A 14463-nucleotide genomic window follows, 5' to 3' on the forward strand; every position below is an offset into this window, starting at 1 on the left:
GCCGCGGACGCCGGACGCCCCCTCGACGGCGCCGGCGGGGCGGGAGCCCACCCGGCGCCGGAGCGACACGCCGCGGTCCGTCGTCATGCCCGGGGTCAGCCCCTGCCCTGCCGCAGCGCGGGGTGCTCCCCCGCCGCGACCAGGTCCGAGACGGCCGTCCGCGGGTCGCGGCCGGTCACCAGGGACTCGCCGACGAGCACCGCGTCGGCGCCGTCGTGGGCGTACGCGATCAGGTCGTGCGGGCCGCGGACGCCGGACTCGGCGACCTTGACGATGTGCGCGGGGATCTCGGGGGCGACCCGCTCGAACGTGGAGCGGTCGACCTCCAGGGTCTTCAGGTTGCGCGCGTTGACGCCGATGACCTTGGCGCCCGCGTCCACCGCCCGCTCGACCTCGTCCTCGTCGTGCACCTCGACCAGCGGGGTGAGCCCGATGGAGTGGGCCCGCTCGATCAGCGACTCCAGGGCCGGCTGCTCCAGGGCCGCGACGATCAGCAGGGCGAGGTCGGCGCCGTACGCCCGGGCCTCCCACAGCTGGTAGGAGGTGACGATGAAGTCCTTGCGCAGGACGGGGATGTCGACCCGGGCGCGGACGGCCTCCAGGTCGGCGAGGGAGCCGCCGAAGCGGCGCTGCTCGGTGAGGACGGAGATCACGGCGGCGCCGCCCGCCTCGTAGTCCGCCGCCAGTCCCGCCGGATCGGCGATCGCGGCCAGCGCGCCCTTGGACGGGCTGGAGCGCTTGACCTCGCAGATCACCTTGACACCCTCACCGCGGAGCGCGGCCACCCCGTCCTTGGCCGCCCGAGCCTGCGCCGCGCGCTCCTTGAGCTCGTCGAGGCTGACGCGCGCCTGCCGCTCCGCGAGGTCGGCACGGACTCCGTCGATGATCTCGTCGAGCACACTCACGCGAGCGGCCCCCTTCCTGACGGTGTGGACGTTGTGGTGCGGGTTTACTGCGATGGTATCCGGAGCAGGGCGTAGGCCTCACATCCGGTTGACGCCACTCCCGCCGGCCGGACGTGCGCCGTCCGGTCAGGGACGGAGCCAGCCGCCGAACGGCAGGTTCCGGACCACGGTGAAGAGCAGGCCCAGCGCGCCCAGCGACCACAGCGCCACGGGGGCGAGCTCGATGCGCAGCGGGCGGCCGCGGGCCCGGTGCGCCACCCATACGGTCCACACCGCGGCGAAGGCCAGGAAGCCGAGGACGGCCGCCGCGTTGGCCGTGAGGGCGCCGGTGAGGTCCCCGTGCGCGAAGGCGTGGGCGGCGCGGAGTCCGCCGCAGCCCGGGCAGTACAGGCCGGTGAGGCCCAGCAGCGGGCAGACCGGGTAATGGCCGGGTTCGTTCGGGTCCACGGCCGCGACGTACGCGAAGGCCCCGGTCACGGCCGCGAGCACGCCCGCGGGCACGGCCAGCCGTCCCGGCAGCGCCGCGGCACCGCCCGGTGGCGTGGCCCCGCGGCTGTCGTCGTTCACACCCGCATTGTGCCCGGCGCGCACCGCACGCGCGCGCGAGGGGCGGCCCGGCACCGCTGCCGGGGCCCGCCCCTCGCGCGCGAAGTCGTGACGGAGCCCCGTGCGGGGCCGTCCCGACCGGCGTCAGCCCTTGGCGCCCGCCGGCTCGCCCTTGCCCGCGACCTGGTGCACCGGGTGCATGTCCTTCGACTGGCCGAGGCCCATCGCGCGCATGATGCCGCCGACGACGGCGCCCAGGAGGACGACGACCATGCTGACCCAGAAGCCCACCGGGTGGGCCGCCACCATGAAGGCGCCGGCAGCGCAGAAACCGATGAAGGCGATGATGACACCGGTCCAGGCGGCCGGGGTGTGACCGTGGCTGCTGCCGTGGCTGCTGCCCGCCATGACTTGCTCCTCGTGGGTGTGTGGTGCGATGCGTGGGTGCGTCGGACGCTCGCTCTCCATTGTCGCGTACGCGCGCGCGTGCGGCTCGGTCGGGGTCGGTCCCCCGCGACGGGCGGGGTCCGCACGGAACCCTCGCGGTACGCCGCGGGGTGGCTACGAGCCCGTCGGGTCCTCGCCGCGGTCCAGCGCCTTCCACAGGTCCTCGGGCCGGTCCGGGTCCACGGGCCTGGCCGCCCGGCGCGGCCGGGGTGTCCCGTCGCGCTCGTAGCGGCCGGACATCGCGGGCCACCGCCTGCCGTACCACAGCGCGAGCAGCCCGGCGAGCAGGAGCAGGGCGCCGCCCGCGGCCGCCACGTACGGCCAGGCGGTGTGGCTGAGCGATTCGACGGTGGCGGAGGCGTCGCCGGAGGCCTCGGCGGCCTTCTCGTCGAGCGCGGTCCGGTCGGAGGCGCCGAGCAGCGCGGCGACGATCGTGCCGGCGCCGGAGAGCGCGAGCAGCGCCGCCACGAGGACGCGTCCGGCCCGGCGGACGGCGAAGACGGCGACGAGGGCGGCGAGGCCGACCACGGCGAGGGACGCGGGCACGCCGGTCACGTCGCTGCCCTGCGCGGTCAGCGGGAAGTCGCCGCCCGCGACCGTCGCGGTCGCCGCCGACCAGCGCTGCCGGGAGGAGAGCAGCGCCACGGCGGCGCCGAGCGCGCCGGCCAGCAGCGCCACGGCGAGGCTGCGGCGGCCGGACCGGACGGAGGCGGCCTGGGAACGGGGGTGAGGTACTGCGGTCACGTACTCCACTATCGCTCGGACCCCGGGTGTTTGGTCACCCGGGGTTCACCGGCGGCCGTCCGGAGTCCGTCCACCGGCTCTCAGCGGTCCCGCGTGAGCCGGTTCGCGGTGTGGACCGCGCGGAGCACCGCCGCCGCCTTGTTGCGGCACTCGGCGTCCTCGGCGGCCGGGTCGGAGTCGGCCACGACGCCCGCGCCCGCCTGGACGTACGCCGTGCCGTCGCGCAGCAGGGCGGTACGGATGGCGATGGCGGTGTCGGAGTCGCCCGCGAAGTCCAGATAGCCGACGCAGCCGCCGTACAGGCCGCGGCGGGAGGGCTCCAGCTCGTCGATGATCTGCATCGCGCGGGGCTTCGGCGCGCCGGAGAGCGTGCCCGCGGGGAAGCAGGCGGTGAGCACGTCGAAGGCGGTCCGGCCCTCGGCGACCCGGCCGGTGACGGTGGACACGATGTGCATCACGTGGGAGTACCGCTCGATGGACATGAAGTCGACGACCTCGACGGAGCCGGGCGCGCAGACCCGTCCGAGGTCGTTGCGCCCGAGGTCGACGAGCATGAGGTGCTCGGCGCGCTCCTTGGGGTCGGCGAGCAGTTCGTCGGCGAGGGCCTGGTCCTCCTGCGGGCCGGCGCCGCGGGGCCGGGTCCCCGCGATGGGATGGACCATCGCCTGCCCGTCCTCGACCTTGACGAGCGCCTCGGGGGACGAGCCGACGACGTCGAAGTCGTCGAAGCGGAAGAGGTACATGTACGGGGACGGGTTGGTGGCCCGCAGCACCCGGTAGACGTCCAGCGCGCTCGCGGTGCACGGCGTCTCGAAGCGCTGGGAGGGCACGACCTGGAAGGCCTCGCCCGCGCGGATGCGCTCCTTGACGTCCTCGACGGCGGCCTGGAAGTCGGGACCGCCCCACAGGGCGGTGTACTCGGGCAGCTCGGAGGGCGGGAGCACGGCCGGGGGCTGCGCGACGGGGCGGGAGAGGTCGGCCTCCATGGCGTCGAGACGGGCGATCGCGTCCGCGTACGCCTCGTCGACGCCGGTGTCGAGGTCGTTGTGGTTGATGGCGTTGGCGATGAGCAGGACCGTGCCGTCCCGGTGGTCCAGGACGGCGAGGTCGCTGGTGAGCAGCATGGTCAGCTCGGGGAGCCGCAGGTCGTCGCGGTCGCCGGGGCCGATCTTCTCCAGGCGGCGCACGATGTCGTAGCCGAGGTAGCCGACCATGCCGCCGGTGAAGGGCGGCAGGTCGGGGGCGAGGTCGCGGGGGGTGTGCAGGGCCTCGACGGTGGCGCGCAGCGCGGCGAGCGGGTCGCCGTCCGTGGGGACGCCGACGGGCGGGGTGCCCAGCCAGTGCGCCTGCCCGTCGCGCTCGGTGAGGGTGGCGTGGCTGTGGACGCCGACGAAGGAGTAGCGGGACCACGTGCGGCCTCCCCCACCGCTGGACGCGTGGGCGGTACCCCCATCCGCGGACTCCAGCAGGAAGGTGCCGGGGCGGTCGGCGGCGAGTTTGCGGTACAGCCCGACCGGCGTGTCGCCGTCGGCGAGCAGCTTGCGGCCGACCGGGATGACGCGGCGGTCACCGGCCAGTTTGCGGAACGTCTCGAGGTCCATGGCGGTCGACCCTACTGATCGTCCGCCGTGCACAGCACGTCCGCGTCGAAGCAGTTGCGGGCGCCGGTGTGGCAGGCGGCGCCCACCTGGTCGACCTTGACCAGCACGGTGTCGGCGTCGCAGTCCAGGGCGACGGACTTCACCCACTGGAAGTGACCGGAGGTGTCGCCCTTCACCCAGTACTCCCGGCGGCTGCGCGACCAGTACGTGCAGCGGCCGGTGGTGAGCGTGCGGTGCAGTGCCTCGTCGTCCATCCAGCCGAGCATGAGCACCTCACCGGTGTCGTACTGCTGGGCGATGGCGGGCAGGAGTCCGTCGGCGCTGCGCTTGAGGCGGGCGGCGATCTCGGGGTCCAGGCCGCTGGGCGTGCGGGGCGGGGGCGCGCTGGTCATGGGTGCCATTGTGCCGCGCCGTGCGCGCCGCTCCGGCCGCGGTCCACGGGCCGGACCGCGCGGCCCCCGGCGTGGGCACTTTCGCGCCGTCGCACGGACTGTGCTGGGCGCACCTGCCGCCCGGCCGTAGGCTGGCTGTCATGTCGACCCATGCCAAGCGTGAACGACTTCTCCTCGCCGACCTGTTGGAGGCCGTGGGCCCGGACGCGCCGACCCTGTGCGACGGCTGGCACGCCCGTGACCTCGCCGCGCACCTGGTGGTCCGCGAGCACCGCCCGGACGCCGCCGCGGGCCTCCTCCTCAAGCCGCTCGCCTCGCGCCTGGACAAGGCGATGACGGAGTTCGCCGCGAAACCGTACGAGGAGCTGGTGCAGCTCGTCCGTACCGGCCCGCCGCGCTTCTCGCCGTTCTCCCTGAAGCAGATCGACGAGGCCGCGAACGTCGTCGAGTTCTACGTCCACACCGAGGACGTGCGCCGTGCCCAGCCCGACTGGACACGGCGGGAGCTGGACGCCGTCTTCCAGAACACCCTGTGGTCCCGTCTGGAGCGCACCGCCAGGCTGTCGGGCCGCAAGGCTCCGACGGGCCTGGTGCTGCGCCGCCCCGACGGCCAGACGGTGGTCGCCCACAAGGGCGCCCCGGTGGTCACGGTGACCGGCGAGCCCTCGGAGCTGCTGCTGTTCCTGTACGGCCGCCAGCAGGCCGCCGACGTGGAGCTGGACGGCGACAAGGACGCGATCGCGACCCTGCACGAGAGCAAGCAGCTGGGCCTCTGACCGGCGGCCCCGGACTCCACCGGGGCGCCGGGGGAAGCGGTCGGGCCCCGGACGGGCGCCCGGCCGCTCAGTGCGGCAGCTGGACCTGGCGCAGGTCGCGGACGCACAGGGCGAGGACCCCGCCGAGGCCGCACACCGCGGCGCTGACGGCGAACACCGGGCCCGTGCCCCAGACGCCGATCGCGGCCGCGGACAGGGGCATGCCCAGCGGGGCGAGACCGAGGCTGACGATGCCGGCGACGGAGCTGACCCGGCCGAGGTAGGCGGGGTCGGACTGGGTCTGCAGCAGCGCGCCGCACAGGGCGCCGCTGAGCCCGGTGAGCAGGCCGAGCAGCACGGCCACACCCGCCGCGGCCACCACGTCCGGTGCGTGCGGAAGCGCCGCGATGGCGGCCGAGCCCGTCAGGATGCTCACCGGCATCACTATCCCGGCGTGCGGCAGGCGCCCGCGCACGGCCAGCAGCAGGGCCGCCATGCCCGCGCCGGCGCCGACCCCCGCGAGCACCCAGCCCATGCCGGACGCGCCCCAGCCGCGTTCCTCGGCGAGCAGGGTCAGTCCGATGTTCAGCGGGCCGACGAAGCCGAGGTCGCCGAGGGCGAGGGCGATCACCAGCGGGGCGAGGACCCGGTGGTTGCGGATGTAGCTGAGGCCGTCCTTCAGGTCGCGCCAGGGGGTGCGTCCGGCGGTCCGTCCGTCCCCGGGCAGGTCGGCGATCCGTACTCGCACCAGCAGCGGCACCGACACCGCTATCAGCAGCCCGGCCAGCCCGAACGCGGTGGCCGGGCCGCCCAGTGCCACGCCGAGGCCGCCCAGCGGCGCGCCCACCACGCCGGCGAAGCGGATGGCGAGGCCGCGCAGGCCCTGCACCCGCGTGAGCTGGCCCGGGCCGGTGATGCGGGCGGGGAGGGCGCCCACGGCCGGCATGAAGACGGCGTCGACCGTGCCGAAGACGAGGGAGAGCAGCACCAGCGGCCACAGTCCGGGGCTCGCCGTGAGGAGCAGGACGGCCACCGCGAGGACGGTCACGCAGCGCACGGCGTCGCTGCTGATGACGACCTTCCGGGGGCCGAACCGGTCGGCCAGCACGCCCCCGCCCAGCATGAGCAGGGCGCGCGGCAGGGCGCTCAGCGCCGTGACGAGCCCCGCCTGCGCGGGCGTACCGGCCTGGACGGCGGCCCAGGACAGTGCGAGGTAGTAGATGTTGTCCCCGAGCATGGACGCGGTGTATGCGCCCAGCCAGCGCAGGACGTTGCGGTCACGGTGGGCGGGGCGCTCGGGAAGGACGGGGAACCCGGTGAGAACGGGACGCTCCGTCGTGGCGGTTGTCGCCTCATGATCGGTCACCGGGCTTACGTTACGAGTCCGCGGCCGGACCCTCCCAACCGGCGACATCGGCACCGAAAAGCCCCAGCCGCACCGAAACAGCCGGTGACACATGCCAGACGGAAAGTCACCGCACGGGGTGCCCCGCCTTCCGCAGTGTCTGCTTCACCTGGCCGATCCGCAGGTCGCCGAAGTGGAAGACCGACGCGGCCAGCACCGCGTCAGCGCCCGCGGCGACGGCCGGTGGGAAGTCCTCCAGCCCGCCCGCACCGCCGGATGCGATGACCGGAACGGTGACGTGTTTGCGGACCGCTTCGATCATCTCGATGTCGTAGCCGTCCTTGGTGCCGTCGGCGTCCATCGAGTTGAGGAGGATCTCGCCCGCGCCGAGCTCGGCGGCCCGGTGGGCCCACTCGACCGCGTCGATGCCGGTGCCCTTGCGGCCGCCGTGGGTGGTGACCTCGAAGGAGCCGGTCTCCGTGCGGCGGGCGTCGACGGAGAGCACCAGTACCTGCCGTCCGAAGCGCTCGGCGATCTCGCGGATCAGGTCGGGGCGGGTGATGGCGGCGGTGTTCACGCCGACCTTGTCCGCGCCCGCCCGCAGCAGCTTGTCCACGTCCTCGCCGGTGCGGACGCCACCGCCGACGGTCAGCGGGATGAAGACCTGCTCGGCGGTGCGGCGCACCACGTCGTACGTGGTCCCCCGGTTGCCGGAGGACGCGGTGATGTCCAGGAACGTCAGCTCGTCGGCGCCCTCGGCGTCGTACACCTTGGCCATCTCGACGGGGTCGCCCGCGTCGCGCAGGTTCTGGAAGTTGACGCCCTTGACGACCCGGCCGTTGTCCACGTCCAGGCAGGGGATGACTCGGACCGCGAGGCTCATGCGGCACCTCCCGCCGGGGCGGCGTACGCCTCCACCTCGACCTCGACGACGAGGCTGGGGTCGATGAAGCCGGAGACGATCAGCATCGACGCCGCGGGCCGTACGTCGTCGAAGAGCTCCTTGTGGGCGCGGCCCACCTCTTCCACGTCGCGGGCGTGCGTGACGTACATACGGGTGCGGACGACGTGTTCCCGGCCGAGGCCGAGCTTCTTCAGGGCGTCGAACGCGGCCTGGAAGGCGTTGACCGTCTGCTCGTAGGGGGTGCCGGCATCGATGACGCCGTCCACCACGGACGTGCAGCCCGAGACGAGGACGAGGCCGTTCGGCAGCTGGACGGCGCGGGAGTAGCCGAGGGCGTCCTCCCACGGGCCGCCCGAGGCCACCCGGCGTACGGCGTCGGTCATGCCACGGCCTCCAGTGCTTCCTCCAGCGTGAACGCCTTCGCGTACAGCGCCTTGCCGACGATGGAGCCCTCGACGCCGAGCGGGACCAGCTCGGCGATGGCGCGCAGGTCGTCCAGCGAGGACACGCCGCCGGAGGCCACGACCGGGCGGTCCGTCGCCGCGCAGACGTTCTTCAGGAGCTCCAGGTTGGGGCCCTGGAGGGTGCCGTCCTTGGCGATGTCGGTGACGACGTAGCGGGCGCAGCCCTCCTTGTTGAGGCGCTCCAGCGTCTCGTAGAGGTCGCCGCCGTCGCGGGTCCAGCCGCGGCCGCGGAGCGTGGTGCCCCGTACGTCGAGACCGACGGCGATCCTGTCGCCGTGCTCGGCGATGACCTTGGCGACCCACTCGGGGGTCTCCAGCGCGGCCGTGCCCAGGTTGACGCGGGTGCAGCCGGTGGCGAGGGCGGCGGCGAGGGTGTCGTCGTCGCGGATGCCGCCGGACAGCTCCACCTTGATGTCCATGGCCTCGGTGACCTCGCGGATCAGCGCCCGGTTGTCGCCCGTACCGAACGCGGCGTCCAGGTCGACCAGGTGCAGCCACTCGGCGCCCGACCGCTGCCAGGCGAGGGCGGCCTCCAGCGGGGAGCCGTAGGAGGTCTCCGTGCCGGACTCGCCGTGCACGAGGCGGACCGCCTGGCCGTCACGGACGTCGACGGCGGGGAGGAGTTCGAGCTTGGCCATGGTCTACAGGGTTCCGATCCAGTTGGTGAGCAGCTGCGCTCCGGCGTCGCCGGACTTCTCGGGGTGGAACTGGGTGGCCCACAGGGCGCCGTTCTCGACGGCCGCGACGAACGGCTTCCCGTGCGTCGACCAGGTCACCAGGGGGGCCCGCAGCGCCGGGTTCGTGGTCTGAAGGGACCAGTCGTGGACGGCGTAGGAGTGCACGAAGTAGAAGCGCGCGTCGTCGTCGAGGCCCGCGAACAGCTCCGAACCGGCCGGGGCGTCCACCGTGTTCCAGCCCATGTGGGGGACGACGTCGGCCTGGAGCGGGCCGACCGTGCCGGGCCACTCGTCGAGGCCCTCGGCCTCCTCGCCGTGCTCGATGCCGCGCGCGAAGAGGATCTGCATGCCGACGCAGATGCCCATCACGGGGCGCCCGCCGGCCAGCCGGCGGCCGACGACCCAGTCTCCGCGCGCCTCCTTCAGGCCGCGCATGCAGGCGGCGAAGGCGCCGACGCCGGGCACCAGCAGCCCGTCGGCGTTCATGGCCTTGTCGTAGTCACGGGTGATCTCGACGTCGGCGCCCGTGCGCGCGAGGGCACGCTCGGCCGACCGGACGTTGCCGAAGCCGTAGTCGAAGACGACGACCTTCTTGCGGTTGCCGTTCAGGGTGCTCAATTCCACACCTCCAGCCTCAGGATGCCCGCGACGAGACACATCGCCGCGCCGATCGACAGCAGCGTGATCAGGCTCTTGGGCATGCCCTGCTTGGCGAACGAGATGATGCCGCCGACGAGGAAGAGGCCGACGACGATCAGGACGGTGGACAGCCCGTTCACAGTGCGCCCTTCGTGGACGGGAGGATGCCCGCCGCGCGCGGGTCGCGCTCGCTGGCGTACCTGAGGGCGCGGGCCAGCGCCTTGAACTGGCACTCCACGATGTGGTGGGCGTTGCGCCCGTACGGCACGTGGACGTGCAGCGCGACCTGGGCCTGGGCGACGAAGGACTCCAGGATGTGCCGGGTCATCGTCACGTCGTACTCGCCGATCATCGGTGCCATGTTCTCGGGCTCGGTGTGCACGAGGTAGGGGCGGCCGGAGAGGTCGACGGTGACCTGGGCGAGGGACTCGTCCAGTGGGACGGTGCAGTTGCCGAAGCGGTAGATGCCGACCTTGTCGCCGAGGGCCTGCTTGAAGGCGGCGCCGAGGGCGAGGGCGGTGTCCTCGATGGTGTGGTGCGAGTCGATGTGCAGATCGCCCTCGGTCTTGACGGTGAGGTCGAAGAGGCCGTGGCGGCCGAGCTGGTCGAGCATGTGGTCGTAGAAGCCGACGCCGGTCTTGATATCGGTCTTCCCGGTGCCGTCGAGGTCGATCTCGACGAGGACGGAGGTCTCCTTGGTGGTGCGCTCCACGCGCCCTACGCGGCTCATGCCTGTCGCTCCTTCTTGAGTTCACGTACCGCGTCGAGGAACGCGTCGTTCTCGGCGGGGGTTCCTGCCGTCACCCGCAGCCACCCCGGCACGCCGTTGTCCCGGACCAGGACGCCCCGGTCGAGGATCGCGCGCCACGCCCGGTGGGCGCCGTCCGCGCCGTCGAACCGCCCGAACTGCACGAAGTTCGCGTCCGACGCGGTGACCTCGTAGCCGAGTCCGCGCAGCTCCGCGACGAGCCGGTCGCGTTCCGCCTTCAGCTGCTCGACGTAGCCGAGCAGCGTGTCGGTGTGTTCCAGGGCGGCCAGCGCGGTCGCCTGGGTGACGGCGGAGAGGTGGTACGGCAGCCGGACGAGCTGGACGGCGTCCACCACGGCAGGGTGCGCGGCGAGGTAGCCGAGGCGCAGTCCGGCGGCCCCGAACGCCTTCGACATGGTCCGGGAGACCACCAGGTGCGGGCGGCCCGGCAGCAGCGACAGCAGCGAGTCGCCGTGGCTGAACTCGACGTACGCCTCGTCGATCACGACCATCGACGGCTTGGCGGCCTGCGCGGCCTCGTACAGGGCGAGGACGGTCTCCCGGGGGACGGCGTTGCCGGTGGGGTTGTTGGGGGTGGTGATGAAGACGACGTCGGGGCGGTGCTCGGCGATGGCGCGCTCGGCCGCCGCGAGGTCGATGGTGAAGTCGTCGTTGCGGGGGCCGCTGATCCAGCCGGTGCCCGTGCCGCGCGCGATGAGCCCGTGCATCGAGTACGAGGGCTCGAAGCCGATCGCGGTGCGGCCGGGTCCGCCGAAGGTCTGCAGCAGCTGCTGGATGACCTCGTTGGAGCCGTTGGCCGCCCAGACGTTCTCGGTGGTGACCGGGTGGCCGGCCGTCCTCGTCAGGTACTCGGCCAGCTTCGTGCGCAGCTCGACCGCGTCCCGGTCGGGGTAGCGGTTGAGGTCGCGGGCCGCCTCGCGCACCCGCTCGGCGATCCGTTCGACGAGCGGTTCGGGCAGCGGGTAGGGGTTCTCGTTGGTGTTCAGCCGGACGGGGACGTCCAGCTGGGGCGCGCCATAGGGGGACTTGCCGCGCAGCTCGTCCCGCACGGGCAGATCATCGATCTTCACATCGGTCAGGTGGGTCACATCGGTCACGTCCGTCACTTGCTCTCCGGCACCTTCCACCCGAACCTCGCCTTGACCGCCGCGCCGTGCGCGGGCAGGTCCTCCGCCTCCGCCAGCGTCACCACGTGGTGCGCGACCTCGGCCAGCGCGTCCTTCGTGTAGTCGACGATGTGGATGCCGCGCAGGAAGGACTGCACGGACAGGCCCGAGGAGTGGCAGGCGCAGCCGCCGGTGGGCAGGACGTGGTTGGAGCCCGCCGCGTAGTCGCCGAGCGAGACGGGGGCCCAGGGGCCGATGAAGACGGCGCCCGCGTTGACGACGCGCTCGGCGAGCGCCGCCGCGTCGGCCGTCTGGATCTCCAGGTGCTCGGCGCCGTAGGCGTTGACGACCTTCAGGCCCTCCTCGACGCCGTCGACGAGCACGATGGCGGACTGCCGGCCGGCGAGGGCCGGGCGGATCCGGTCCTCGATGTGCTTGGTGGCCGCGACCTGCGGCTCCAGCTCCTTGGCGACCGCGTCGGCCAGCGTCACCGAGTCGGTGACGAGGACGGCGGCGGCCAGCGGGTCGTGCTCGGCCTGGCTGATCAGGTCGGAGGCGACGTGCACCGGGTCGGCGGTGTCGTCCGCGAGGACCGCGATCTCGGTGGGGCCGGCCTCGGCGTCGATGCCGATGACACCGGTGAAGTAGCGCTTGGCGGCGGCCACCCAGATGTTGCCGGGGCCGGTGACCATGTTGGCGGGCGGGCAGGACTCGGTGCCGTACGCGAACATCGCGACCGCGGTGGCGCCGCCGGCCGCGTACACCTCGTCGACGCCGAGCAGGGCGCAGGCGGCGAGGATCGTCGGGTGCGGGAGGCCGCCGAAGTCGGCCTGGGCCGGGGAGGCGAGGGCGATGGACGGGACGCCGGCCTCCTGCGCGGGCACCACGTTCATGATCACGGAGGACGGGTAGACCGACCGGCCGCCGGGCGCGTACAGCCCGACGCGCTCGACCGGCACCCACTTCTCGGTGACCGTGCCGCCGGGGACGACCTGGGTGGTGTGGGTGGAGCGGCGCTGCTCGCGGTGGACGGTGCGGGCGCGGCGGATCGACTCCGTAAGGGCCGCACGGACGGCCGGGTCGAGCTGCTCCAGCGCCTCGGTGAGCGCCTCGGCCGGGACCCGTACCGACTCCAGGCGGACGCCGTCGAACCGCTCGGCGAACTCGATCAGCGCCGCGTCGCCCCGATGATGCACGGCCTCGCAGATCGGGCGCACCTTGTCCAGGGCGGCCGCGACGTCGAAGTCGGCTCGGGGCAGCAGGTCGCGCAGGGCGGACCCCGACGGAAACTCCGTGAGGGCGTCGCCGCGCAGATCGATTCGGGAGATCACAGGGCCAATTCTCTCAGACCCGCACGGCGGACCGTGCGCCCGTATCAGTGGCTGATACACGTTCGGCGGGCACTCGCGAAGATCGTCTTTACGGTTAGTGTTCAAGTCGTCACCCAGCGGGCATGGGACGGGTGTACGGACCCGCGGGCGGATGGGGCGGCCGGGCATTCGCGAGGGTCCTGCTCGGCTCCGGGCGGGAGAGACGGGGAACGGGGCAGAAGGGACGGCGAGCCGTGACCGAAGGTGCCGGCGTCCGGCCGGGGGATCCGCCGGACGATCTGACCGCCGCCGAGATCGGGATGTGGCAGGCCTTCCGCAACGGCAGCACGTACGACCTGCGCAGCGGGGACACCGCGGTGGACGATCCGCACTCCGGCCACTTCTGGGGCCCGGAGCGGACCGTGCGGGCGCGCATCGTGTGCTGGCTGCTGCTGGACGGGCCGCCCGCCCTCGCGGGGCGCGTGTCGGCGCTGAAGCTGGTGGGCGTGCAGATCGTGGACGCCTTCGACCTGGCGGGCGGCACGGTCGTGCCGTACGTGGAGCTGAAGGGCTGCCGGTTCGAGCAGGAGGTGCGGCTGCCGGAGGCCCGGCTCACCACCCTGCGGCTGCTCGACTGCTCGCTGCCCCGGCTGGAGGCGGCGCGGGCGCACACCGAGGGCGACCTGCACCTCGCGCGCTGCCGGGTGCACGGCGGGATACGGCTCACCGACGCGCACATAGGCACGGACCTGCTGCTCAACCAGGCCGTGGTCTACCGCGACCGGCGCGGCCGTTCGATCAACGGCGACGGTCTGACGGTCGGGCAGGACCTCCAGGGCGAGCTGCTGGAGTCGCACGGCGAGATCAGCCTGCGCGGGGCCACGATCGGCGTGTCGCTCAGCCTGCGGGGCGCCCGGCTGGCCAACCAGTACGGACGCCTGGCGCTCAACGCGCCGCAGCTGACCGTGGAGCGCACCCTCTATCTGACCCCGGCGGGCCTGTCCACCCCGTACTACAGCAGCGGCATCACCCCCGCGCGCGGGACACGTGTCCAGCGGTTCAGCTGCCAGGGCGGGGTCCGGCTCGACGACGGGCGGTTCGGCGACGCGGTCGACCTGGAGCACGCCCGGTTCGCCCTCGCCGACGACCAGGAGCTGTCGCTGCGCCGGGTGCAGGTGCCCGAGCTGCGCTTCCTCTGCGAGCGGCCGGAGCGCGGCAAGGTGGTGCTGTCGGGCGCGCGGATCGTCAACCTGATGGACCGGGCCGACAGCTGGCCGAGCCCGGGCAACCTGCAGATGGGCGGCTTCCAGTACGAGAACCTGGTGCCGCGCGGCCCGTTCCCGCTCGCCAGACGGCTCCACTGGGTGGCCGCGGCGACCGCCGAGTACAACCCGGAGCCGTACGAGCGGCTGGCCGCCGTGCTGCGTGCGGGCGGTGAGGACGAGGACGCGCGCGAGGTGCTGCTCGCCAAGCAGCGCCACCGCCGCGAGAACCTGCCGTTCGCGGCCAAGCTGTGGGGGTACGCGCAGGACTGGACGGTCGCCTACGGGTACCGGCCGGGACGGGCCGCCGTGTGGATGGCAGTGCTGTGGGCGGCGACCTCGATCGCCTTCGCACAGGCCGAGCACCCGCCGATCAAGAACGGCGAGCATCCCCCGTGGAACGCGTCGCTGTTCGCGCTGGACCTGCTGCTGCCGGTCATCGACCTCGGGCAGGTCGGCTACTGGCAGCTGAACGGGGTCTGGCAGTGGCTGGCCGCCGCGGTGATCCTGGTGGGCTGGATCCTGGCGACGACGGTGGCGGCGGGGGCGACCAGACTGCTGACCCGCAACTGACCGACCGACCAGGGCGTCCCCGTC

17 protein-coding genes are annotated in these 14463 nt (G+C 73.3%); 2 read left to right on the plus strand and 15 right to left on the minus strand.

Features of this window, described 5'->3' with window-relative positions; genetic code table 11:
* Positions 1-95: 95 nt before the first annotated feature.
* The 6 genes from trpC to hisI form a co-directional block, all read right to left on the minus strand.
* Positions 96-905 (minus strand): indole-3-glycerol phosphate synthase TrpC, encoded by an 810-nt coding sequence (gene trpC / locus UW392_RS35720; protein ID WP_320779363.1) that lies wholly within the window; start codon positions 903-905, stop codon positions 96-98.
* Positions 906-1031: 126 nt separating this feature from the next.
* Positions 1032-1472 carry a DUF2752 domain-containing protein gene (locus tag UW392_RS35725; RefSeq protein ID WP_320779364.1) on the minus strand — a complete coding sequence of 147 codons (441 nt, stop codon included), beginning with the start codon at positions 1470-1472 and terminating at the stop codon, positions 1032-1034.
* Between the two features lie 123 nt (positions 1473-1595).
* The gene (locus UW392_RS35730) at positions 1596-1859 is read right to left on the minus strand and encodes an HGxxPAAW family protein (RefSeq protein ID WP_320779365.1); all 264 of its coding nucleotides are present in this window, start codon (positions 1857-1859) and stop codon (positions 1596-1598) included.
* 153 nt (positions 1860-2012) lie between these two features.
* Positions 2013-2651, minus strand: a complete 639-nt coding sequence (locus UW392_RS35735) for a TIGR02234 family membrane protein (protein WP_320779366.1) — start codon at positions 2649-2651, stop codon at positions 2013-2015.
* A 71-nt stretch (positions 2652-2722) separates the two neighbouring features.
* Complete coding sequence (locus UW392_RS35740; protein WP_320779367.1) at positions 2723-4243, minus strand: anthranilate synthase component I; 1521 nt, start codon at positions 4241-4243, stop codon at positions 2723-2725.
* Between the two features lie 11 nt (positions 4244-4254).
* Positions 4255-4644, minus strand: coding sequence for a phosphoribosyl-AMP cyclohydrolase (hisI, locus tag UW392_RS35745; protein WP_414496782.1), 390 nt, complete (start codon positions 4642-4644; stop codon positions 4255-4257).
* Positions 4645-4775: 131 nt separating this feature from the next.
* Here hisI and UW392_RS35750 point away from each other — a divergent pair, with 131 nt between their 5' ends.
* On the plus strand, positions 4776-5411 hold the full coding sequence (locus tag UW392_RS35750) for a TIGR03085 family metal-binding protein (RefSeq protein WP_320779369.1): 636 nt from the start codon (positions 4776-4778) through the stop codon (positions 5409-5411).
* 67 nt (positions 5412-5478) lie between these two features.
* Here the strand turns inward: UW392_RS35750 and UW392_RS35755 are convergent, their stop codons facing one another.
* The 9 genes from UW392_RS35755 to hisD all read right to left on the minus strand — a co-directional run bounded on the left by UW392_RS35755 (position 5479) and on the right by hisD (position 12625).
* A complete protein-coding gene (locus tag UW392_RS35755; protein ID WP_414496783.1) occupies positions 5479-6756 on the minus strand; it encodes an MFS transporter in 1278 nt (425 codons plus the stop codon).
* 106 nt (positions 6757-6862) lie between these two features.
* Positions 6863-7618, minus strand: coding sequence for an imidazole glycerol phosphate synthase subunit HisF (gene hisF / locus UW392_RS35760; protein WP_320779370.1), 756 nt, complete (start codon positions 7616-7618; stop codon positions 6863-6865).
* Entirely contained in the window at positions 7615-8022 is a 408-nt protein-coding gene (locus UW392_RS35765) for a RidA family protein (protein ID WP_320779371.1), read from the minus strand. The genes hisF and UW392_RS35765 overlap by 4 nt, the downstream gene beginning before the upstream one ends.
* Entirely contained in the window at positions 8019-8741 is a 723-nt protein-coding gene (gene priA, locus UW392_RS35770) for a bifunctional 1-(5-phosphoribosyl)-5-((5-phosphoribosylamino)methylideneamino)imidazole-4-carboxamide isomerase/phosphoribosylanthranilate isomerase PriA (protein ID WP_320779372.1), read from the minus strand. The genes UW392_RS35765 and priA overlap by 4 nt, the downstream gene beginning before the upstream one ends.
* Positions 8742-8744: 3 nt before the next feature.
* The gene (hisH, locus tag UW392_RS35775) at positions 8745-9389 is read right to left on the minus strand and encodes an imidazole glycerol phosphate synthase subunit HisH (RefSeq protein WP_414496795.1); all 645 of its coding nucleotides are present in this window, start codon (positions 9387-9389) and stop codon (positions 8745-8747) included.
* Positions 9390-9394: 5 nt separating this feature from the next.
* On the minus strand, positions 9395-9559 hold the full coding sequence (locus UW392_RS35780; protein WP_320779374.1) for a hypothetical protein: 165 nt from the start codon (positions 9557-9559) through the stop codon (positions 9395-9397).
* On the minus strand, positions 9556-10149 hold the full coding sequence (gene hisB / locus UW392_RS35785) for an imidazoleglycerol-phosphate dehydratase HisB (RefSeq protein ID WP_320779375.1): 594 nt from the start codon (positions 10147-10149) through the stop codon (positions 9556-9558). Before hisB ends, UW392_RS35780 begins: the two co-directional genes overlap by 4 nt.
* Entirely contained in the window at positions 10146-11267 is a 1122-nt protein-coding gene (locus UW392_RS35790; RefSeq protein WP_320779398.1) for a histidinol-phosphate transaminase, read from the minus strand. Before UW392_RS35790 ends, hisB begins: the two co-directional genes overlap by 4 nt.
* A 23-nt stretch (positions 11268-11290) precedes the next feature.
* Positions 11291-12625 carry a histidinol dehydrogenase gene (hisD, locus tag UW392_RS35795; RefSeq protein WP_320779376.1) on the minus strand — a complete coding sequence of 445 codons (1335 nt, stop codon included), beginning with the start codon at positions 12623-12625 and terminating at the stop codon, positions 11291-11293.
* A gap of 233 nt (positions 12626-12858) precedes the next feature.
* Here hisD and UW392_RS35800 point away from each other — a divergent pair, with 233 nt between their 5' ends.
* Entirely contained in the window at positions 12859-14439 is a 1581-nt protein-coding gene (locus UW392_RS35800; protein ID WP_320779377.1) for an oxidoreductase, read from the plus strand.
* Positions 14440-14463 lie beyond the last annotated feature (24 nt).

This window comes from Streptomyces sp. CRN 30 (assembly GCF_034105845.1).

What these genes read in the sequence shown, in the direction of transcription:
- UW392_RS35730 (WP_320779365.1), bottom strand. Translation starts at nt 1,859, where the DNA reads ATGGCGGGCAGCAGCCACGGCAGCAGCCACGGTCACACCCCGGCCGCC.
- UW392_RS35740 (WP_320779367.1), bottom strand. Translation starts at nt 4,243, where the DNA reads ATGGACCTCGAGACGTTCCGCAAACTGGCCGGTGACCGCCGCGTCATC.
- hisI (WP_414496782.1), bottom strand. Translation starts at nt 4,644, where the DNA reads ATGGCACCCATGACCAGCGCGCCCCCGCCCCGCACGCCCAGCGGCCTG.
- UW392_RS35750 (WP_320779369.1), top strand. Translation starts at nt 4,776, where the DNA reads ATGTCGACCCATGCCAAGCGTGAACGACTTCTCCTCGCCGACCTGTTG.
- hisF (WP_320779370.1), bottom strand. Translation starts at nt 7,618, where the DNA reads ATGAGCCTCGCGGTCCGAGTCATCCCCTGCCTGGACGTGGACAACGGC.
- UW392_RS35765 (WP_320779371.1), bottom strand. Translation starts at nt 8,022, where the DNA reads ATGACCGACGCCGTACGCCGGGTGGCCTCGGGCGGCCCGTGGGAGGAC.
- priA (WP_320779372.1), bottom strand. Translation starts at nt 8,741, where the DNA reads ATGGCCAAGCTCGAACTCCTCCCCGCCGTCGACGTCCGTGACGGCCAG.
- hisB (WP_320779375.1), bottom strand. Translation starts at nt 10,149, where the DNA reads ATGAGCCGCGTAGGGCGCGTGGAGCGCACCACCAAGGAGACCTCCGTC.